Source organism: Pseudanabaena sp. FACHB-1998 (genome assembly GCF_014696355.1).
Lineage (GTDB): Bacteria > Cyanobacteriota > Cyanobacteriia > Pseudanabaenales > Pseudanabaenaceae > Pseudanabaena.
Genome location: NZ_JACJQA010000051.1, coordinates 46,419 through 68,823 on the forward strand (window position 1 = coordinate 46,419; position 22,405 = coordinate 68,823).

Here is a 22,405-nt window from a genome sequence, read left to right on the forward strand (position 1 = left end):
GTTATGCAACAAAAACATGATCGCGAATCTGAATGGCAGACTTTTGTGGATCAAGCTTACGAACTTACAAAAATAGTCTTGGGAGAAGAAGAATCAGCAACTGATATACGTTTAATTCTGGAGATTTTTTCCCATTTAACTGGTTCTTATAGTATAGCTTTACCACTTAAAGTAATTGAATCAATTAAAACTGAAGTAGAGGTAGAAGATATAAATTGGTTTTTAGATCGACCTCATCAGTGGAATTTTACTGTGTCTGGTGGAGTATATCATGCTTGGAAAAGAGGAACGATTTCCGAGAAAAGAGCAGAAGAATTATTGATCAAAATTCCAAAAGGTTTCGAGAAGAATTTTGATGATTTATGGGATTGCTCAACCGATTTTATTATGAAGCTTTGTAATGCCAATTATGGTAGCACTGAGGGAGATTTTATCGTAAATTGTATTTTTAAAAAACAAGAAATTATTAGTCATGACGAATTGCGATCTATTGATCTGGAAGAAAAAATTGTTCATGGTGGCGGAGAAGTTAATAAATATGATAAATATCACTTATATATTGTTCCACTAATACAAGATGGACTCTACTTAGGTTTAGGTTACTTTAGTGTGAATTGTGAAGATAAGTCCAAGAAAGTAGTAAAAGAAATAAAGAAACTAGAGAAATTACTTCAAAATTTTGTCGTTCCTAATCTTGCTAAAGAGCAAATGAGTCGAGCAATTGAAATCCCAGAATGGAGAACAGAACTGGCAGAAAATGGTGATTTTGAATCCTACGCTAGAAATATATTAAAAAGTGCATTTCATCTACCTTTAGTGGAAGAAGATTATCCAAAAGGTTACACTGACGAAATGGTTGAATGGGAAGTAGAATACAATAAATACAAATTTAATTTTTGGGTTCCAGAATGGTTCATTAGTAACGAAAAATTAAAAGATTGCACAAAAAAAAGACTAGTAAATGATTACTTAAATCCAATTCAAGAAATAGAAAAAGATTTTAGTACAGCAAGAGAACATGCAAAAATTAGGGCTGATAATGATAAAGAAAGATCTATTGCACATATGCAAAAATCTTTGTATAACTCTCTTGCCTTAAAATTAAATGAATATATTAGTCAGACTTATATCAAAAAGAGTAAAACTCCACCAATCAACTTGATACGGTCTGAATCTATAGCTTATTTTATAAGCTTTTCTAATTTAATGAGACAGAAAGGTAACTTCAATTTCGATTCTAAAAAATCTGAGGTTGATTCCGCTTTTTATTTTGAATATCCTATAATTTATTTTATTAAATGTATTTATCTAATAACATTTGTTATGATAGACAATGAAGATACAATTAAATATGAAACTTCACGAGACTTGATTGAATCAATAAATAAGTTTGTTGATTCGATAATTAAGGAAAATGACGACATATACATTGAAGATGCTTTTCATAAATTATATTCCGATGTAGAATCCGATATGCTAGCTAAGTCTTTGATTGAATCTAACTTAGATTTTCATACTTTAGAAGAAATAAATATTAGAATACCTTCAAGTAATAAAAGTATATTCTTCCCATTATTTTTATGTTTCTTTGAACTTTTCTCAAATATTAATAGACATGCATGGAGATTTAAAAAGACAGATGTTTTATTTAAGGTCAATAACAATGAGCAATACATCATCTTTAGCTCGTCGAATGATGGTGAAACTCCTCAAGAAACATTAAGTATTATTGACTTTTATAAGTCTAAAGAAAAATATCAAAATAAATGTGTGTTAAGGATTATTGACGAAAACATATTATCTTTATTTTCAAGCCATCTTCGAGTAGCAGTTAGAGAACCCAAAGGTGGAAGAGACCAAGGGGGATTTGCGTCATATATACTTTTTAGTGATAAATTATTTACTGTAGGACGAAATAATGAAACAATTTAAATGCTTTATTGTTGATGATAGGGATGCCACATATGGATGGTATAGAATTATCAGAGATTTTTTTCTTCTTCGAGATTACGTAAGTGATAATGTCAATGTTCGCAATCCTAATCCTGATAAAACTTCAATATTGTTTGAGATCTGCCGTCCAAATTTTATGGGTGAAATAAATAGAATTGATCAAAAACTTAGTGATGCTTTTACGTTATTAAAGAATAACAGATATGATTTTTATGTTATAGATCTCGACTTGTCTGAAAATGAATTTTACGATTTACCTGACAGAGAAAAAAATGCTAAATATGGAGGTCTAAAATGTTTTAGTTATATAAACAACGATTCTCCTAAAGTTATTTATTCTGGATCAGATGAAACTAAGATATTATTTGACAACATAAAAATATTAAGTCCATTGTTTGAAAGACAAAAAGATATTTCTTTTATAAGAGAAAAAGTAATTGAAGATATTGTCGGCTTTGAGAAAAAAGTTGACCAATATCTTCTTAAAAAGCAGATTGAAGTTATTAATCGTCAAACTTATGAGTTAAGGCAAGAGCTTTACCTCAATGTTAAAAATAGTGAATGGCAAAACTGGGACGATGAGGCAGTTCCTGATAGCAGAGAAGATGAAGTAGATATTCAAGATTATTGGACTTTGCGATCATTATTCCCAAAGCAAGTTACTAAAATCACTCAGAATTCGGAGGATAGTGATTCGCGTGACTATATTAGTAATATTTTAGAATTTGATTGGAAAGTAGCATTTAAATATATTTGCGATCATCCTTACAATGTTGAAAGCGTAGCTAAGTGTAAGATTAGTTCAGGAATCTTGGAAGCTTTAGAATTTAACGGAACTGGCAAGGGTTGTTCTTATCAGCCAATAACATCTATTTCTGAAAATTTTGTCTTTCAAGAATCATTTGACAAATTAAATTATCTTAAGAATGATGTTCTTTCCAAATTTAGAATAGAGTTTTCTGAATTAAACTTCTGTGGAAAAGCTCCATCTGAAGAATCATCACTTGGATATATGAGAAAGTTCGGAGAAACATTTGGATTTTATTCTGGAGATTTAGTTTATCTAAACCAGATAGCCGCGCGTAATAGAATTCATGTCTCTGATTGTCTTCCTTGCCTAAATATTAACGAATCTGATAAAGAAATTATATTTACTTGGAGATATTCTGATGTTGTTGCAGAAACCAAAAAATTCAATCCAAAGCTCCTGAGCAAATTAGATCTCCAAAAAGTAGATGTTGGCAACTTATACATTCTTGACGATGAAGGGATGAGAGATGCTTCAAAAATTGTTTGTCTAAGATACAAGGGTAAATTAGAGTTGCAAGCAGGTAGAAACTTAATTTCTACTGAAGGGAAAAATCCATCTTTTGTTAAAAATGCCGAAGGGTGTGAAAATTGCACTGAACTTAGAATTACAATACCAAGACCTAACTTCAATCTTAAATCCTGCGAAATATGTTAAAGATTAGAATTTTTGACTCTAAAATTGGATCTGGCTCTAGAGGATTTACAATCTCACAACTTGCGAAAAAATATAATCTTTTAGAATATTCTTTACTTGCAAGTAGCTGGCAAGATGTCGATAAAACAAGATTAGTTGATGAATCTAGTACTTGTCCAAATATCTTCTTTATACATATCAGCGATCAGATACTGGGGATAGATACTCCTTATGTTGAATTCTTTAATTACATTGTTGAAACCTTACCAAGCTCACTTGTAGTGATTTACTCGGGTGGTACATTAATTAAAACCGAAACAGACGAAGGATTTGAATTAAATGTAGATCGCTCCTCTACTATTTGGAACCTAAAACTAGAGCAACAGACTATTTCCAACTTTTGTGTAATTCAATATCCTGTTTCTAATGGGAATGAGATGAACTTGGAGATGGCTCTTGAGGCTTATACATTAGGAAATAACAAAGAAGAGTTCTTTCAAATTTTGCAAGGAGAAAAGCTTGAGATTCTTCCTGCACTTTCTATTCTTTGTCAGGGTTATCTAGCAGTTCATACTGATTTTGATAACCATGAAGTTACAACAGCTTTAGAAAAAATGGGATGGATAGATTTTAACAACTCAAGCGAATATTCCTCAATAATTAGTCAAGATGTTTTAAATAAAAAATCAGTAGTTCAACAAATAAGTTGGTGGTTATACCCATTTGCAGAAATGAATTTACAAGGTTCATCTATTCTAGATGAAATCAAGAAGAAGATCGAAAAAGAATGGAATGAGAAGAAATGTGGAAAAGTTTGTGATTGTATTCTCCAGCTCTTAGATTTACTGAAAGGAAAAAATCTTGAAGATCCATTAATAGTTGCTCGTGCCTATGTTTCGATCGCCAATAGACTTGAAAATAAATATCAAGTAGTTAACTTAACAGGAATCGCCCCTCTTCCATGACAAAGCCGAAAGCAATATTGACACTCAAAGGTGATCCTGTTAGTACGTCAGCAATCGTGACAATATCAGCTTGTCTAGAAATAGAGCAACAAGCGATCTTCCCTGCCGATGTAATAAATTTGAGTCGCTATTGTAAACTATCCCCCTTAATTATCACTACCAACCAAATAAAATATCTAGCCTCGCTTCGTCTCCATGGATTTGGCGGTGGTATTCTTGTCTTATCCGCAGAATCCTTCAGTAAACTGAAAGAAAAGCATCGTATCTTACGTTGGAGTCAAGGCAGTCATGAAGCCTGTCAGTACCCCTACCAACTAATAGATATCCTCACCAAGGTTCTAAACCTACAACCATTATTAGATACTAAACTCAAACAGCTTCAAAAAGAACTAAAAACTAATCCTAAAGCAATACTAAAAACTAAAATTGCTCCTTGCTTAAAGCGCCTTACTGAACCTAATCATAATCTAGAGTACGAACTTGATACCCTATCGATCGTTATTAGAGATATTTGCGATCGCACCCCCGCTGCCCGCCATGCTCGCATAGAAATTAACCAACAAACTGCCCAAATTCAAGAGCATTTCCGTTACTGGATCGAAACCGTGCGCTCAGAACAAACTTGTAACTTAGAACAGATAGCAATATTACAACAAGTTTTCAATGGTTGGGGTGATACGATCTCGCAAAATGGTGAAGCGTTGAGTTTAGACTAATGGCAATAATCCTCATTCTCGAAGACGAAGAAATCTGGTTAGCACGACATAATCTCCGACTCACTCAAGCTGGGTTTAAATGTCGCTACACAGCACTTGCCAAAGAAGCGATCGAACTTGCAAAAGATCCCGAAATTCGTCTTATCCTAATTGACGAGATTCTTTATGTTCCACCCGTACCTAATGATGAGTTAAAACGTGAACTTCAACGCTGGAGTGGCTCTGATGTCATCCGCGAGATCAATAAGTTCAGATCAGACATGCAATTTATTCTTGTTACCTCTGCTCCCCGACTACGCAGTCAAGGCAACATTGACACCCTCACCCACGAAACTGCAAGACTACGCCGACTTAAAGGCGTAATTGATGTCATCCATAAGCACTCAATTGACATCGATCCAGATTATGAATACGGTTGGCTAATCAAACTTCTCAAAGACTCTCAAAAATCGCCATCTGACGGACAAATAACTACTCCTCGTGTTCTTGTTGGACTGGGCGTTCCCGATGTCATGCTTCAGACTTTTCGCGATCAATATAAGCAGAAACATCATAAGGAATATCGCAGTAATCGAGTATTTCTCAATCAGTTCTTCAGAGAGATCGGGGTAGATGAAGTAAGGTTAGGCAAATCTGTCAGAGACTTCCTAGTAAAACTAGAAAAAGGTAATCAGGCGATCGAAAAGAAAATTTTTATTGAAATGGCAGGCTCCAAACAGCTTGCCCCCACTGACATTAAATCTCATACGAGTGCTTTTCAGATTCTCATGCAGCTTGCCCAGCGCGCTGAGTGTGGTGAAGAGCTTGTATTTAGAGAACAGGATTACGACTATAAACCCCGTAAAACTAATTTCGATGGGGCGATCAATCCAGATCTAGATTCACGTGTAATCGAAGATTTCAGCTTTGCTTATGATGAGGGAGGCAGAAAGCGCTTACATGAAGGGGTACAGATCGAAAAAATCCTCCCGAAGCAATCGCCACTTAAAACTGAAATTTCCCGACTGCGTAATAAACTCGCCACTTTAAATATTGCCCCTGCACGTCAGGTTTTCCCAGAAGGTAACGACGGGATTTATCGTCCTGCTTTTGAAACGGGGATTTTTTTATACAAAGCAGAAACTAAAAAACAAATAAAAAAACAAATTTCCAACTAAAGATTCTACATTGAGCTTGTTATTCTGGCTGGCATAGGAAAAAACAAGTATTAATTTACTTTTGGATTCAACTTTGTAATCTAGTTTCTTCCGTGGCTAACCATTTATGCTTACGGACTCTAAATTTTAGCCATATCAACTTGTTTTTGTAACTTATTAAAAATTAGAACCCCACAAAGTTAATTTTTTAGGACATAACACTATGCTAGCTGAAGTTTTTGATCGACGTTCTAGCTCTAGGCTTAATCAAAATTCGTCATTGCAGACTATTGCCAATGTCGTTCTTGACTACAAGGCAACGAAAACACATCAAGATGTAAGCGATCTAATTTTACAGATGTCCAGAGAGAAATGTCCCCTAGGTATTCAATCTCTCGATATCTACGAAATGCTTGTAGGAGCAGGGATCGGAATCAAAGCTATTGCACCCTGTATAGTCAATCTGAGAATTTTAGTTCTCCACGGTGAAGTTAGACTTTGCTCCTATCTTCGCATAGATGAAGACTGCGATCTTCTATCTCCATCCTCAGAAACGACTATTAAAGCTGGTCAACTAACTCATCTTGTTAGTGAAGTAGTGACAATTGAAGCTGTCAGTAATATGTCATCTCTTGTAATCGGCTCTTTTATTTATTTGTAACCATACGTCAAGCCTTGAGAGATCTCTACAGAGCTTTCAAGGGTGAGTTTCTAGAGGATTTATTCATGAGACAAAGACATACTTATGACGAAGATAATTATGATCGTGGTATTGATGATAGCCACAATATTAATGTCTCCGTATCTTCAGGCTTACTAGGTGATCATATAGAACAGATAAAAGTACCTAGAGATAGCGATCATCCCTCAAATCAAACGACAAGAAAGTTAAGGAGGCAATTAGATGTTCCTCCCTTCCCAGACTTTATTGTTGTTTTAACTGTCCGCATGGCAGCTTCCACATTTTTAACCTCAATACTAATTGAGATTATTAGAAATGACGTAAGCGGCAATTTTGTATGGATTGTAGGAATATTTACAACTAGCTTTTTACTTTCTCTATGGTTTTATTGTGCCCGAGCTATCCACACACAACCTAACCTTAAATGGGGCGTGCTTTATCTCTGGGTAGCAATAATGTTTGGCGCAATTTTAGGAGCTATTTTTTAGGAGTTATTTATGTCTAACAATTTGTCACAACTTAATGCACAAGAGGCAAGATTACAATTAACAATGGCAATGTGGGGCAGTCTAATTGCCACTATTGGTATCTATTGTGTTGGTATTTGTTTAAGCTGTAATAGTAAAGCCTCTTGGGTAAAACCAACTTGTTCCGCCCTAGCCGTAATTGCTGGCAGCTCTGTTCTATGCTTACGGCGCATAGTAAGCACTGATGAATATATCCGTCAGACAGACAAGGACATTTTGATGCAGAAAAGGCAGGACTCGATGTATCAGCCTCAAAGCATACCAAGAATGATTCCTTCTTCTCTCAAGCATTTTGATATTTAAATATGAAAGCCTGTAAGCAAAAGAATCCGTTGTCTAGACTAGTGATAGATAGGGCTTCGACAACGATTGCTTCATTTTTACACGAATCGTTGCCATACCCATTATAGACACTAGACCTGTTGGGTAATAACACTCAAATACCCAGATTGCTTTCAAGGTTTTTAAGCTTATTATCAAATAAGTCTACTATTGAACAATAGTGTTAACATTACTTAATTTAAGAGATGAGGAGAATTTGGTAGAACAGGTTACAGTTTGCGGGAATATAAAGTTTAGATACTTAATAGAGTTTGAGAGAGATGTTTTCTCACTTGGCTCGAAAAAGCTCACAGAGTATTGTGAAGGTAGAGATGTATTGGTAGTAGTATCTTCTACTGTCTATGACATTTTGGGATGCGTTATTGAAGAATGTTTCTCAAAGCGTTCTGCTTCAGTGGCAACGAGAATTGTATCTATTACAGATTCTGAAAATGATAAAAACATTGAGCATGTATTGGGTCTGTGTAAAGTAGCAAAAACTGTAGGGATTGATCGAAAGGGTATTTTTATTGCAGTTGGAGGTGGAGTGTTAATGGATATGGTAGGCTTGGCAGCATCTATTTATCGTAGAAAAGTCGATTATATTCGAGTGCCAACCACTCTACTTGGTCAAGTTGACGCTGCAGTAGGGATTAAAACAGCAGTCAATTTTGATGGGCATAAGAATCTAATTGGCTCTTTTCACCCTCCTATGGCAGTTTTCAATGATGTGAAGTTGCTAGCTTCTCTTCCTGTTTATCAATCTAGGTGTGGGCTTGCTGAGATCGTAAAAATGGCGATCTCGCTGGATAGAGGTTTGTTCAATAAAATCGAACCTAGAATGGATTCTATCATAAAGCCCAAATTGGATAATGACTGGAATTTCCTAGAAGAAGTTATTGCAGAATCGACCATTTCTATGGTTGAACAAATTGAAAGTAATTTTTACGAAGCGGATCTGGCTAGATACGTTGATTTTGGTCACACTTTTAGCCCCGTTATAGAAGAGGATTCGCAATACCAAATTGGGCATGGTCATGCTGTTGCTATGGATATGGCACTATCAACACAATTATCTTTTGATAAAGGATGGCTAGCTCAAGAGGATAGAGATCGAATAATTAAAGTTTTAATGCGTATTGGGTTGGAGGTCAGATTCGATCTGCTGGATGAAGTGGATAGGCTTTGGTACGCAATAGAGAAAATCATGGAGCATAGAGGGGCGTTGAATTTGGTGGTACCTGTTGAGATAGGTAAATCAACGTTCATCCGTGACCTTAAGACTATTGATAGAATTGATCTAGTTAATTCGGTAAATGGATTGAGGAAATTCTATGAAAATTAAGTCTTTATCAATTTGTGTACAGTATACTTGTTTAAGTATTAATAGTGAATTATTGAGGTGTTTGTGAAAGGAATGTTTTTAAGTGCGGACTGGGATCCTAAAGAAGGGTATGAACTCGCCGAATATGAATTAACAACTAAGAAGGCTCTTTACTCTAACAATGTATGGCGTAATCCAAAACTAGAACTTAAAGAACTAGAGGTGCCTTCTCCAAATAGTAATGAAGTGCTTGTAAAAGTTCGCGCTTGCGGAATTTGTGGTTCAGATCTTCACTATGTGGAACATGATGAGCAAGGTTATATTTTATATCCAGGTCATGCTAAACTAAATATAGTGATTGGGCATGAGTTTTCTGGTGAAGTCGTTGAAGTTGGTAGTGGTGTAGAGGACTTAGTTGTGGGCGATCTAGTAACTGTAGAAGAGATGTATTGGTGCGGTAAGTGTATTTCTTGTAAGAACGGACATCCCAATCAGTGTGAAAGACTTGAAGAGCTTGGCGTAACAATAAATGGTGGAATGGCAGAATATGTAGCGGTTCCAGCAAAGTTATGCTGGAAGATCAATGAGTTCCGTAATTTGATAAGTGACGACCAGAAATTGTTTGATATAGGAGCGCTGGTAGAGCCAACAAGCGTTGCTTATAACGCCATCTACAAGAGAGCGCAGGGTTTTAAGCCAGGTGCTACAGCTGCAGTGTTTGGTGGTGGACCGATTGGTTTACTTGCGACTGCATTGTTGAAAGTGGGGGGGGCTTCTCAAATCATCGTTGTAGAACCCCAAGAAGAAAGAAGGAAGATAGCAAAGCTTATGGGGGCTGATATATGTATTGATCCTACATCAATTGAGAAAGATTATATCTCAGTAAGTAGATTGTTAATTGAAATTACTAAGGGTTACGGTGTAGATGTATTAGTTGATGCTGCTGGCGTTCCAGGGGTATTGACGGAAATAATGAGGTCAATGGCTGTAGCGGCGAAAATTATCCCCGTTGCAATAAGTGGAGACACATACTCGATTAATTTTACGAGTTTTCAGGCAAAAGCTGGGCATATTTTTGGATCGATGGGTCACTCAGGTAGTGGAAATTTTCAGAATGTTATACGTCTAATTTCTTCTGGAAGATTGAATATTGAACCAATGATCGGGAAAAAATTTCCTATTGAGCAGGGGCTTGAAGCATTTAAAATAGCTATGCGGCGAAGTGCATCTAAAGTATTTATTAATTTTTAGTTAAGGGTAAATCAGTTGTTTCACATGTTCATAAATGTATTTAAACATTTGAATTTATAATCACTGACCAGTAAGCATTTCAGGATAAAATTTATGTGTGTCTAATTTCGATTATTATGAATATCTGCAACGCCGTGAATCAAGTGGTGGGTCTTTTGTCCATATAAGATTCAAATTTTGGTTGCTGTCACCCTCTGATCGGTCTAAAACTCATCTTCAAAGCATTTCAGCACTTAAGAGCAGTATTCATTTAAATCAGATGAGATAATTTTTATAAACCTTACTGAATAAGGTTTATAAAAATTATCTCATCTCTTCTATAGAGTTATTATAATAAGATATTTTAACGAAGACCCTTTCAAAAAAACCGATATTGGTGTCATAAAAATGGAATACTGGAATGTAGCAAATCAAGGAGAGTTAAATAAAATTGGAAGATCCTATAAGTTGTATTGGGGCGAAATATATTCGCCTTTATATGGATTTTCGATACGAGTGTATTGCGATGATCTTTCTTTTATAGACCATCTTAGTAATGAGTATTCCTTGACAAATAAAGGGACAGGATTCCAAGGCTTGAAAAGTCCTTCTCTTGCTTTTATTACCGAGCCTGCTCTTGAAGAGCAAAAATATTTAGAAAAATATGATTTAATCGGTCTCTTAAGCGAAGGTGAGGACTTTATTGTTGTACTTGGGTTAAAGCACTACGGGTGGTTCAAAAGCTATCTTCTGGGGGCATTTGGATATTTTGATGAAATTTTTAACTCATCTGTATCGCTGCACGCAGGATTGGTGTCACTAGGTGGGTCAGGAATTTTGATCGTGGCACCTAGTGGGAAAGGTAAATCAGCGATCTCCCTCGGGCTGAAAAGCCAACCCGCTTATTCTTTTATTAGCGATGATTGGGTAAAAGTTATTTCACCAGAGGGTTTACGGGGTGATAGCTCTCTTAGAATGGTCGAGTCAGACTTGGGATATTACCCTAATGGCAAGAACATTCTCTTTCGTCGGCACGCGACGGATAACAAGATAGAAGTATCCTTAAAGGATATCGAGGGACTACCTACTGCAAACAGTGCTTTAATTGAGCATGTGGTAATTTTAGACACAGGTTCTGTCGAAGTGGATTCTGTTATTGCACGAATTATGCAAGCATCGCCACAAACTCCTTTCAACGATATCTGTATTAACAATTATACTAGTGAGTGGGACTGGGTAAGGGAGATTCAATCTAATAGGTGGGAATGTCTGATGGAAATGCTAAATTCAGCGCAGTTACTTGTCCACAACCCTTTTGCATACGATCTCAATGAATCAATAGATCATATATTAAGAAAGCTGAAGATTTAATACCTGATATAGTCTGTTTAGGTTTTGGTATTAATTAGACCTGTTGGGAAATAGCCAGCAAAATCGCCGAAACCCTTGCGGAGATTATCTTTCAAACAGAAATCCCTTAAACCCTTAGTCAGAATAGCTTCCAAGACTTTTTGAGCTTATTACCCAACAGGTCTATTACTTTCTGCTGATTTTGGTTCGAATTTTAAGACGAGTTCTTTATATTGTTTGAACTTTGTATTATTGCGACAGTACCCACTTATCGATTCGTCGAGCTTTAATGCTTCTGTATATGCCTTCGGTAGTTTTCTAATTCGGGATTTTTCTTTTTCAGGACAATTCGTAAAGTGAATCTTCTCGGTGAGTATTAAACCTAGTCCATAGGGGGCAAGGTTTCCATAATGGTGAACCGAGTGATGAGTGGTTTCTAGTGTCGTCACGAAAGGGTATACGCCTGGTATATATTGATGATTATTTATATCGGACTTTACAGTTCTATTATGTATAAAGAATGCTGCTACTGGATTTAGGAAAGTTGTTGGGTGTCCAAGAGTGTGGCGTAAAAACCCTTCCAGAAATCCATTTCCTGCAACACCTATGAGACCGCTAGGTATAGTATCGTGGTGGTTTCCATGAAGGTACACAAAATCAAATTCAATGTGATGGCTGAGCCAGTGGTCTCGATAGTACCAATCACTTTTAGTTTTATAGAAGTGTTGATGTATCAAACAGCTTAGAAAGAGAGTTACAGGGGCAGATATTAATGAAAAGTACAGAAGGTTGATCGTCATATACCAAGGAGTAAGAGTGATGATGTGAGTGAGTAGACCGGTAAGATATGCAAATATAATTTCACTTGTTGTTGATTTTATAGTGCTGGTTTGTTTGCTATATACAGATTGCTCCAGAACCTCCTGTATATGAGGTATTTTTTGGAGATGTCGAAAGAGTATTAAAGTTCGATATAGAGAAATGTACACAAGGTGGATATAAAATAGAGATAGCGCCACATACCTCATTAATTGAGAGTTGTGTGGAAGATTTGGTGTTAGAAAGATAAAACAGTTATCACTCAACATGAGTACTATGGCTAAAACCCATGTGGATTTTATATTGACTATTCTATATAAAACAGATTTTACAGATTCAAGTGGTCTTCTAATTAGTATAGGGGCTGATAGATTGACTCCATGACGAATAGGAAACATTACGAGCATATATGCACATATTATGCTCCCCAAGAAACCTACTGGATTGTGGATAGAATAGGATATGTGCAAAAGAAAAAAGCATAATGTAATCATTATGCAGTAGTCGACATAATCTTTTTGTTTGTAGAAAACGCGAGTTCGCTTTTTGTCGAATAGCCAGTGGTATGTCTTTGGCGAGGTCTTCATGTCGTCATTTTCGTTTTAGATTAAGAAGTGGATTCTGATTGTCACTCATGACGGTTAGCTCTAATAGAGATTGTTTTTCCCTTAAGTGCAGGTTTACGAGATCACTCTCTTCAGTCAAAGAGCTTATTTAGTATCCATACTAGTTAACCCGTCGTAATTGAGTAACTTGATGTTATTTATTGCGTTCTACCAAACCATTTTTAGCAGAGCTTTTTCAGTTGGTATATGATAATTTTAGTAAATATAGATTACCAGAAATGTTAGTAAGCGACACATAACTTTATATTTTTAAACGATTGTTGGTAATGTTTCACATTTGTTGGAAGCTATGATGAGATTGGATGCAAAATTCGTATTTATTGATAAACAAACCGATGACAATATCGTGCATCACAATGGATTTAGAAAAGCAAATCGTCTTTGTGGCTAAACGCTTAATCCGAGTTCTCAAAGTTAAATGCTTGCGTTCAATTTTCTGAGTATTTTTCTTGCCGATTAGATAAGTGCTAGGGTCAAGAATCCTCTCGTATGCACCCCACGCATCCGTGAAAAATCGCTTGATGCCAAATGGTTTAAGGAGATCTACTAACTTAACTAAAGCTTGATCTTGATGTGGTGCTAATACATAAGCTAAAACTGCTCCAGTTGTATGATTGATCGCGTGCCATAACCATCTTTACTATTGTTTGCTACCAACAAAAATCCACATTTCATCCATCTCTTCGGATTCAACTTGATAAAGATCGACATCCACTGCCTCTAGATCCAGTTGCTCTGGTAATGGATAGTTGACAACTTCTATATCTTCCTACTTTTTTTAATTCGTTGATTACTGTAGTGGGGCTGATACCTAATACTCTGCCTGTATCTCTGACACCACTGCCATTAATTGCCATCTCCGTGATTTGTTGTTTTACTGTTGCCAGATGACTTTTGTAGGTGTAATCAAAAATACAGGTCAGACGCTTTTTCCGAGAGTTCAACTGATGTTTAACCTTGACTACTTACCTATACGAGTTACCCCCATCTCAGGTTTGTTTTCCTCGTCCTTTTCCCAGCTTCACTTTCAGAGTTTTTTTCTCTGTCCATGTGGGAAGATTTGGCTTCACACCATTCCTAGTGGGTGAGACTTGTCTACTTAATTTTGACGCACTCACACTAATCTGAAGTTACCTCTATTTTCTTTATGGGTGTTTAACCCAAGGCGGTGTAAAGGCTCTGATCCCCTATCCCTTTCGGACTAGTTTCGCAGAAACGAACCGCACCACGTATCCTGATTACATGCCTATATATAATGAATATCAGCCTGACAAGGACCGGCGGTATTAAACCATTTTTGCATAACGACAGCTAACTAACGGGCAGATACCCTTTCAATATATAGCAACGCGCCGAACAAAGCCGTGAAACCTTAAAAACACGTCAGCCAAACTAAGTATAAATACTCATTGGTTTAAATTTAATGGCAAATAATTGATGATTATTTGCTCTAAGATATTTCTATGACAAGTTGGGTCTTAGTACTACTATAGTTAGCCTTTTGTGATTACGATTTTCAGCAAGCTTATTCTTGTAATTCAAGGCTTTCGGCAACTGATATTTCCATATAGGGGACGACTTTAAGGAAACCCAACGCTGTTATCAGTATTTTAAAACCGATAGTGACAAGTTTATGATATGGGGGGGTGGCAAGCATAGAGTCAGAATCATACTAAAAGCAATATTGTTAGATGCATAGCTAATATTTTCTGAGAAACAATAGATCATACATAGAGAGTTATAGTAAAAAAAATTCATTGTCGGCATACAAAATGATCGCTTTAGAGCAACAATTAAAGCAACTTGTCTTAGAAACTTGTCAACATCCTCATAAGAGTACAGCCCGACAAAGAGGATTAACCTCACTTATTAGGCTAATTAATCACTCGCAAAGGCTTTGGAAAGATTCTTCTCCATATTATGAAGATGCTTTGCAGCTAATGTGGCTATATTTTTGTCGAAATCTTTGCGAAGCTCTAACGGCAAAGTCTGCATACGATTCTGAGCGCAGCAATGTGATTACCTGGCTAAATGCTTACCTCAAACACCGCCTACAAGATATGTATATCGAGAATCTACAACAACAAAAGAAATCTGTACTAGAAAATAGAGATATAGTTGAAACAAATCATCCAATCAATAATATAGTTTCCCCAGAGCAGCCATCTGATTTACTGGAGCGAGTGCGGCAATGGGTGGAAATAGACAAGACTAAAGTTTTACGACAAACATATATTCGCGATCGCGCTGATGTAAATGCTCAGGTTTTGATTCTCAAGCGATTACCACCTGAAACTAATTGGCAAATATTGGCTCAGGAGTTTTCGCTCCCAATCTCAACACTCAGCAGTTTCTATCAACGGAAATGCATTCCTTTATTAAAAGAATTGTACGAACAGCAAAGATTTATATAATTGAACTCGGGAATAATACTAATGAATAATATTGAAAACTACTTTCTATCTCTTCCAATATCTACTCCATCTCTTAACATAGCGCGATCGCTTGCATCTCAAGTGTCACTTCCCTCGGTGGGAGATCGATTAAAGCATAATACTTTAGCGGTTTTGGTAATACGAGACTACTTAGAAATGATGGGTATTTCGACAAATCTAGAGGGAAGTGACAGTTGGAATCCTGTTGTAAGAATATGTGCGGATGTTGCTGATTTAGAGATTGAGGGAATAGGCAAACTAGAATGTCGATCGCTACGAGCTGGAGAAACAAGCTGTTATGTACCACCTGAAGTATGGGAAGATCGCATTAGTTATGTAGTTGTGCAATTTGAGGAAAATTTGCGATCAGCGACCTTATTAGGTTTTGTTCGACAAGTATCGACGGAATTTGTTTCGATTGATCGCTTAGAGCCTATTGAGAATTTGCTGGAGGCGTTAGAAGAGATCGCAACTTTGCGAAAAATCACCTCGTCACTCATAGACGAAATCCGTACTCCCATGAATGGTATATTAGAAATAGCAGAAGTTCTTCTGGATATTCCCAATCTTACGCTAGAGCAAACAGATTATGTGGAAACCATCAAACGAAGTGGGGATAAAGTTTTAGAGTTATTCAATGATGATAGAACTTTAAAGATAGCTAACAAAAGAGAATTTCTAGTGTACATGAATCACGAAATCCGTACTCCCATGAATGGCATATTGGGAATGGCGAAAATTCTTCTGGAAACCTCTCAGCTTACTCCACAGCAAGCAGAATGTATAGAGGTAATAAAGTATAGCACTGAGTCTCTCTTTACGATTGTCAATAACATTTTTAATTTCTCATTGATCGCGCATCTCAGTAATTGGTTGCTAGATGTTTTTGATTCAGGCTGGCAAGAGTTAGAAAATTTACTAGATGGCAAACAAACTCGATATGCTTATCGTACTAGAGATATCTCAAATTCTTTTCGCGGCAATCCAGACGATTCGCAGGAAGTGCGACGGGGGATGTTGTTCAATCTCGGCTTTGAGATGCCAAATAGTCAGTTAGTTATGATCGCGGGTATTTCACGTATCTCAGAAAACGAGATGAATATTCGTTTAGCTGTTTATCCTATCTCAGATATATTCTTACCTGAATTTCTCAAATTAGTGGTTTTAGATGAGTCAGGAAATACTTTCCTCCAAGCTCAAGCTAGAAGTATCGATAATTATATTCAGCTTCAATTTAGAGGTTCGATAGGAGAACGTTTTAGAGCTAAAGTCTCTTTTGAAAATGCTAATTTGACAAACAATTTTATTATTTGATAATTCGATAGGTAAAGTAAATAATTAATAGTTTGTTTTGTAATGCATAGTTACGCGATCGCCTAGAACTAAAAAGTACTAGAACAATAGATACATTTAGAAAAAGTCATGATGTCTCTGAGTGGGCATTCATAATTGCTTTTGGATTGGTAACTTTGATTGCCGATCTCTAAACTGTAAATTATCGTATGAAGTGAATCCATGAAAATTAGCTTAGAGCAACTAGAAAAAGTCAGCAATTTATACGAGCGAGGTTTATTCTTACAAGCCTATAAGATCGCAAAAAACTATGCGCCATTAAATCAATGGCAAGGAATCAGAGCAAAAATTTTTGCGGGAAGATTGGCTTGGCAATTAGGATCTCCAAGGTTAGGAGATGCTTTGATTTTAAGGGGGTGGCGCGAAAATCGTGAGGATAGTGAAGCAAAATATTATTATGCGAGATATATTTACAGGCGTTACGGAATTTTAAGAGCTTGGGAATATATCCAACAGATAGAATATCTCAGCGATCCCACCCCCCGTCGTCAAGCTGATTGGTTGAGTTGTCGAGTTCATTTATTGTCGGAAATGCGAGACTTTGAGGCTGCTGAAATGTGGTTGGAGCAAGCCGATCGCCTTGCTCCCGATTATCTGTGGCTAGATGTCGAACGGATCTATCTTTTAGAAATGGAGGATCGATATGAGGAAGCACTAACAGTTGGTCAACATCGTTTATCGTTAAATCCACATTATTCTCCGTTGATTGGGGCTGTTGCCAATACTCTGGTAATGCTCGATCGCGATCGCGAAGCCTTAGAGCTTTTAACCAATGCCTCTGTAAAGTTAGAATGTGGGTCGATAGTAATTCAACTAGCTCAGTTGCAATCTGAGTTAGGAATGTATACGGAAGCAGAACAAAGCTATAGACGCTATGAAGAACTCTCTCCTTTAATAGATAAAGATTATCGTCAATGGCTCACAGCCAAGCGCTCTGAAACTGCTTATTACAATAATGACTTTTCCAAAGCGATTTCCCTTGCGGAGAATGTGGGAACGCCGTTCTATCAAAACTTTGATTTGCAAATTAGTCAAGAAGGGGAACGAGTAATACTGCCTGTCGGATTTATTCGTCAACATCATATGACCTGCGGACCTGCCTGCTTAGCAATGCTGGGGCGATTTTGGTCTAGACCTACGGAACACCTCGAAATTGCAGACAAGATTTGCTATGATGGCTCGCCCGCACAAAGTCAGCGTCAATGGGCGATTGAGAATGATTACTTTGTCAAAGAATTTACAGTTACTTGGGAAAGTGCGATCGCATTGATCGACAAAGGGATACCATTCCTATTGACCACAGTGGAAGCGACTAGCTCTCATGTACAAGTCATAATTGGCTATGATAGTCGTCTCAAATTGTTGATCGCTCGCGATCCATACCAGCGGTTTATGGTCGATTTTCAAGCAGATAAAATGCTTGAATTTCAAAGAGCCTATGGTCCACGAGGTATGGTATTAGTACCAACTGATGAGACTTATAGATTAGATGGTATTGAGCTGTTAGATGTCAATATCTACGATCGCTTTTATTTATTGCAACAAGCTCTATTAAGCCACGATCGCCAGACAGCCGAAGGAATTTTTAATACAATGACTGCGGAATTTCCCGAACATCGTTTAACTTGGCAATCATTTCTATCTTTAAAATCCTACGACGGCGATCGCATTAATTACTTACTTGGAATCGAAAAACTTCTAGAGAAATTCCCAGATAATCCGAATCTCCTAGTCATCAAACTGTATTGTTTGGATGATTTGGCTCGCCGCGATGAAAAAATGCGGATTCTTAAGGAGTTATGTAGCAAGCCAAATCATCCAGTTTTCCTGCAAATGTACGGTCAGGCATTGAGCGATGATGCTCGCGAGCAAGAGGAATCGATTAAACTTTTGCGAGCAGCGATCGCCTTTATGCCTGCTTATGCGGAGGCTTATATCAGCCTTGCGATTGTTTATTGGAAGCGCCGACAGTTTGAGGAATCCCTTCAGCTATATCGATTTACAACCTGTTTAGAAGATAAAAGAGAAAGATATGCAACCGCCTATTTCTCAGCATCACTCTACTTCAAACAAACCGAACCAGCCTTACAATTTCTCACTAATCGTTTTACAAGATTTGGCAAAAAATCTAGCCAATATGCCCAAATTCTTTTCTGGGCCTACGAGCAAATCAATAGGACAAATGAAGGATTTGCAATTTTGGAAACTGCTCAAAAACTGTTGCCAGAAGATGGAGAATTGTTACTTTACTGCGCCACCAACTATGCTCGATACGGGCAGTCCAACAAAGCGCAAATTTTGATCGATAGAACTCAGGGCAAAGTGTCTCAGGCTGCATGGTTGCGTTCGGTTGCTGAAATAGTCTTATATCAAGGAGAACGTGTTCGGGCGCTATCAATATATCAGGAATTAGTAGACTTAGAGCCATTATCGATCGATACCTATCGTTCAGTAGCAAGGCTTTTAGAAGAGTTACATGGATATGAATCTGTATTATCATTTTTACAACAATCCATTGAAAAATTTCCCTATAGTTTTTCCTTACATCAGTTATGGAGCGAATGGATCTACGAAAATAATCCTCAACAGAATCTAGAAAGAGCAGAAAGTGCTTTACGCAAACTTTTAGAGATGAATCCTATTGACTATCGCACCTATAGCAGATTGGCAAAGGTTTTAGGAGAACAAAAAAGATTTGACGCAGCCTTTGCAGCAATCGAACGGGCTATGGAAATCAATTCCAATAATTCATTTCTATTGTCAATTCATGGAAATCTCTATATCGCTGCCAATCGATTAGTCGAAGCAAAAAAAGTACTGCGTGAATCGATTTTGCTTTCTGTTGATATGCAATCAGCAATTTTAGACTTGATTTCAATTGCTAATACTGAAGCCGAACGCTTAGAAGTACTAGAGTTTGTCTATCATGAACTGATGCGTCAAGTCAGCTTTGGGGATGGATTGATTACCTATGTCTACTGTGCAAAACAGAATCTCACCTCCGACATATTAAATCAAAAACTAAGGAATCTACATCAAGTACATCCTGCACTTTGGCAAGCTTGGTCATCACTGATTGATCAGTTAAAAGAGACAAATCATCTCGATGAAGCTCTTGACCTTGCAGATCGTGCAACAAGTCAATTCCCTCTATTACCACGCACTTGGTACGATTTGGCTCTGGTCTATCGCGATAAACAAGATATTGATGGCGAGCTTCGTGCTCTGCATCAGGCTCTAGCGATTAATCCTAGCTATGCAAGCGCTAGTCGCGAACTAAGCTCTGTTTACGAACGACAAGAAAACTTAACGGAAGCACAAAGTATATTGGAGCAAGCGATCGCCCGATCGCCTCTAGATCCGTATAACTACGGCTGTCTTGCTGACATTCTCTGGAAACAGGATCTTAAAGAATTGGCGATCGCTAATTTAAAGAAAGGAATAGAACTCGAACCTGGTTATACTTGGGCATGGCAAACCCTCAAGGTATGGTCGGCACAGCAACAGCAAAGCGATCTCGTAATTGATATGGCACGTAATCTCACCCAGAAACGTAGTGGCGAGGCGCGTTCTTGGTTGATTTTAGGTGAATATCTCACAGTTGATTTGGAGAAAAACCTTGTCGAAGCTGTTGAAGCAATGGATATGGCGATCTCTCTAAATCCCCAATGCTGGGATGCCTACGATCTTAAAGCTTTAACTTTGACTAGAGTGGAACGTTATGACGAGGCGATCGCTGCTTGCAGTCCTCAGATCGAACGAGAATTACCTCCTCTGCTTCGCACTCGTGCAGCTTGGATCGAAAAACAACGAGGAGAGCTAGAAGCTAGCTTACAAAAACTACATCTAGTTTTCCAAACCGATCCCAGTTACTATTGGGCAAGAGAGCTTGCTGCCCAGATTTATCGACAACTCAAAGACTATCCGAAACTTCTTTATACAGCTTGCTGTCTCGTAGGCTTGGCTCCTCATTATGGTTATGCATGGGAATTTCGCGGTGATGCCAAGCTACTATCAGGCGATCGCGAAGGTGCAAGGTTAGATTTTCAGAAAGTGATCGAAATAATGCCAAGCTCTAAATTTTCTGGCTTATTGTTGTTCGATCTGCAATTGGAAGATGGCGAGTTAGTAGCGGCTGAAGAAACGCTTAAGATATTACAAAAATACCATACTGCTAGTCCTGAATACTTGCTTTATAGAGAAGTGCAGCTTTGGGCAAGTTTAGAAAGTTTGCCAAAATGCCAGAAAAGTCTGCAAGAACTCTGCTTGACTGCTACGAGTGATATAGATCCGCTTAGTCAAGCGATCGAGGTGATGCAGAGAAATAAATTTGGCAAACAAGCCGAAGAAATTCTGGTTTCGGTGTTAGCGGAATCCAACGTTAATCCTTTTGTCGGTCGGATTTTGATGAAAATCTACGCCGAGAAAAAGCAATGGCAAAAGTGCGAGTTACAGATCGACAAATTGCAAGCTGGCAGCAAAATCTGGAGGGAGTCAATTACGTCTTATTTAACTAATTTAGCAACAACTCTTCAGGATTCCAGAAACAATAATTATATCCTAGCAAAGCGATTGCAAGAGTTTCGATTCAGGAATTACCTCAAAAAGCACAGAAATAATTTGCGATCACATACTTATACTTGGGGATATGTAGGCTATACTCTAATACAAATTAATGATTTACCTGCTACCATCAAATGGCTATCTGATTGGAAAACTCGTAATGAGATAGAACCTTGGATGCTATCTAATCTTGTTGTTGCATTACGCTGGACTAAACGAGATCACGAAGCCCACCAAGTTGGTAAATTTGCGTTAACCTTATCTCCCGACTATACAACAGATGAGCATCGGTTATTTGTGGCTATGGATGAGGCATTGGGAGGGAGAATTCAAGTTACTGAATCTTATCTTAAAGCAATTAAGAAATCATCTCTCAGTCTACGCGAACTCTTTCAATATGAACTTGTTGAGATAATTGTTAGCATCCGCTCCACTCCAATTGCCCAACAATTTGATGTGGGGCGATCGCAACTAAAAGGAACTATCCAAAACTATCCCCAATTTGTAACCGATAAACTTCTTCGCCGAATTTATACTCAAACTATTTGGCAAATAGCTAAAGAATGCGGTAGTTTTAATACTAAAGTTTGGGCTATTTGGAAGTACATTTGCTTGATATGCACAAGCGATGGAACCTCTTCCCACAGTGGTGCATCTATAATTTTTGCAATCAGTATACTAATTTTGAGTCTAATTCGTTTTATTACAGGCTGGCGCTAATCGGAAAGGCAGTATCAATAAATTACTGGTATGAGGCTTGGAGAATTATTACTTGAAAATGAGGAAATCTCCAACGTCCAACTGCAAGAGGCTATCAAAGAACAATATTGGCGGAAGAATGGATTTTGGATTATTGATAGATTAAGTTTTGTTAAGTTCTACGTAAGTTGGCTGTTTAAGCCTGATGAGTAAGTAAATAGCTTTGGTGCTGCATAGTTCAGCGATTACCAGAGCTACGGGC

Annotated in this window: 16 protein-coding genes; 14 read left to right on the top strand and 2 right to left on the bottom strand. The window is 37.4% G+C overall.

What is annotated here, in order from left to right; genetic code table 11:
• Positions 1–3: 3 nt before the first annotated feature.
• From H6F42_RS20310 to H6F42_RS20360, 11 genes are all read left to right on the top strand, one after another.
• Positions 4–1,932, top strand: a complete 1,929-nt coding sequence (locus H6F42_RS20310; RefSeq protein ID WP_190401208.1) for a hypothetical protein — start codon at positions 4–6, stop codon at positions 1,930–1,932.
• Positions 1,919–3,418: a hypothetical protein gene (locus H6F42_RS20315; RefSeq protein WP_190401209.1), complete on the top strand. Its 1,500-nt coding sequence runs from the start codon at positions 1,919–1,921 to the stop codon at positions 3,416–3,418. Before H6F42_RS20310 ends, H6F42_RS20315 begins: the two co-directional genes overlap by 14 nt.
• Complete coding sequence (locus tag H6F42_RS20320; protein WP_190401210.1) at positions 3,412–4,362, top strand: hypothetical protein; 951 nt, start codon at positions 3,412–3,414, stop codon at positions 4,360–4,362. The genes H6F42_RS20315 and H6F42_RS20320 overlap by 7 nt, the downstream gene beginning before the upstream one ends.
• A complete protein-coding gene (locus H6F42_RS20325; protein ID WP_190401211.1) occupies positions 4,359–5,078 on the top strand; it encodes a hypothetical protein in 720 nt (239 codons plus the stop codon). Before H6F42_RS20320 ends, H6F42_RS20325 begins: the two co-directional genes overlap by 4 nt.
• On the top strand, positions 5,078–6,235 hold the full coding sequence (locus H6F42_RS20330; protein ID WP_190401212.1) for a hypothetical protein: 1,158 nt from the start codon (positions 5,078–5,080) through the stop codon (positions 6,233–6,235). Before H6F42_RS20325 ends, H6F42_RS20330 begins: the two co-directional genes overlap by 1 nt.
• A 202-nt stretch (positions 6,236–6,437) precedes the next feature.
• Positions 6,438–6,875 (top strand): hypothetical protein, encoded by a 438-nt coding sequence (locus H6F42_RS20335; protein ID WP_190401213.1) that lies wholly within the window; start codon positions 6,438–6,440, stop codon positions 6,873–6,875.
• Positions 6,876–6,940: 65 nt separating this feature from the next.
• Entirely contained in the window at positions 6,941–7,384 is a 444-nt protein-coding gene (locus H6F42_RS20340; RefSeq protein ID WP_190401214.1) for a hypothetical protein, read from the top strand.
• A 9-nt stretch (positions 7,385–7,393) separates the two neighbouring features.
• Positions 7,394–7,726 carry a hypothetical protein gene (locus H6F42_RS20345; RefSeq protein WP_190401215.1) on the top strand — a complete coding sequence of 111 codons (333 nt, stop codon included), beginning with the start codon at positions 7,394–7,396 and terminating at the stop codon, positions 7,724–7,726.
• 199 nt (positions 7,727–7,925) lie between these two features.
• The gene (locus H6F42_RS20350; protein ID WP_190401216.1) at positions 7,926–9,089 is read left to right on the top strand and encodes a sedoheptulose 7-phosphate cyclase; all 1,164 of its coding nucleotides are present in this window, start codon (positions 7,926–7,928) and stop codon (positions 9,087–9,089) included.
• 72 nt (positions 9,090–9,161) lie between these two features.
• Positions 9,162–10,319 (top strand): scyllo-inosose 3-dehydrogenase, encoded by a 1,158-nt coding sequence (gene iolM / locus H6F42_RS20355; RefSeq protein WP_242018546.1) that lies wholly within the window; start codon positions 9,162–9,164, stop codon positions 10,317–10,319.
• A gap of 387 nt (positions 10,320–10,706) precedes the next feature.
• A complete protein-coding gene (locus H6F42_RS20360) occupies positions 10,707–11,669 on the top strand; it encodes a hypothetical protein (RefSeq protein WP_190401218.1) in 963 nt (320 codons plus the stop codon).
• Positions 11,670–13,364: 1,695 nt separating this feature from the next.
• Here the strand turns inward: H6F42_RS20360 and H6F42_RS22390 are convergent.
• Together H6F42_RS22390 and H6F42_RS22395 are read right to left on the bottom strand one after the other, a co-directional pair.
• Positions 13,365–13,712, bottom strand: coding sequence for an IS1 family transposase (locus H6F42_RS22390; protein WP_190401262.1), 348 nt, complete (start codon positions 13,710–13,712; stop codon positions 13,365–13,367).
• A gap of 70 nt (positions 13,713–13,782) precedes the next feature.
• Positions 13,783–13,950, bottom strand: a complete 168-nt coding sequence (locus H6F42_RS22395) for an IS1-like element transposase (protein WP_347272339.1) — start codon at positions 13,948–13,950, stop codon at positions 13,783–13,785.
• A gap of 915 nt (positions 13,951–14,865) precedes the next feature.
• Between H6F42_RS22395 and H6F42_RS20375 the strand changes: the two genes are divergently transcribed.
• The 3 genes from H6F42_RS20375 (at position 14,866) to H6F42_RS20385 (ending at position 22,164) form a co-directional block, all read left to right on the top strand.
• Positions 14,866–15,507 carry a sigma-70 family RNA polymerase sigma factor gene (locus H6F42_RS20375; RefSeq protein WP_190401220.1) on the top strand — a complete coding sequence of 214 codons (642 nt, stop codon included), beginning with the start codon at positions 14,866–14,868 and terminating at the stop codon, positions 15,505–15,507.
• A gap of 21 nt (positions 15,508–15,528) precedes the next feature.
• Positions 15,529–16,842 (top strand): DUF1822 family protein, encoded by a 1,314-nt coding sequence (locus H6F42_RS20380; protein ID WP_190401221.1) that lies wholly within the window; start codon positions 15,529–15,531, stop codon positions 16,840–16,842.
• Positions 16,843–17,043: 201 nt separating this feature from the next.
• Entirely contained in the window at positions 17,044–22,164 is a 5,121-nt protein-coding gene (locus H6F42_RS20385) for a C39 family peptidase (protein WP_190401222.1), read from the top strand.
• Positions 22,165–22,405: the final 241 nt, after the last annotated feature.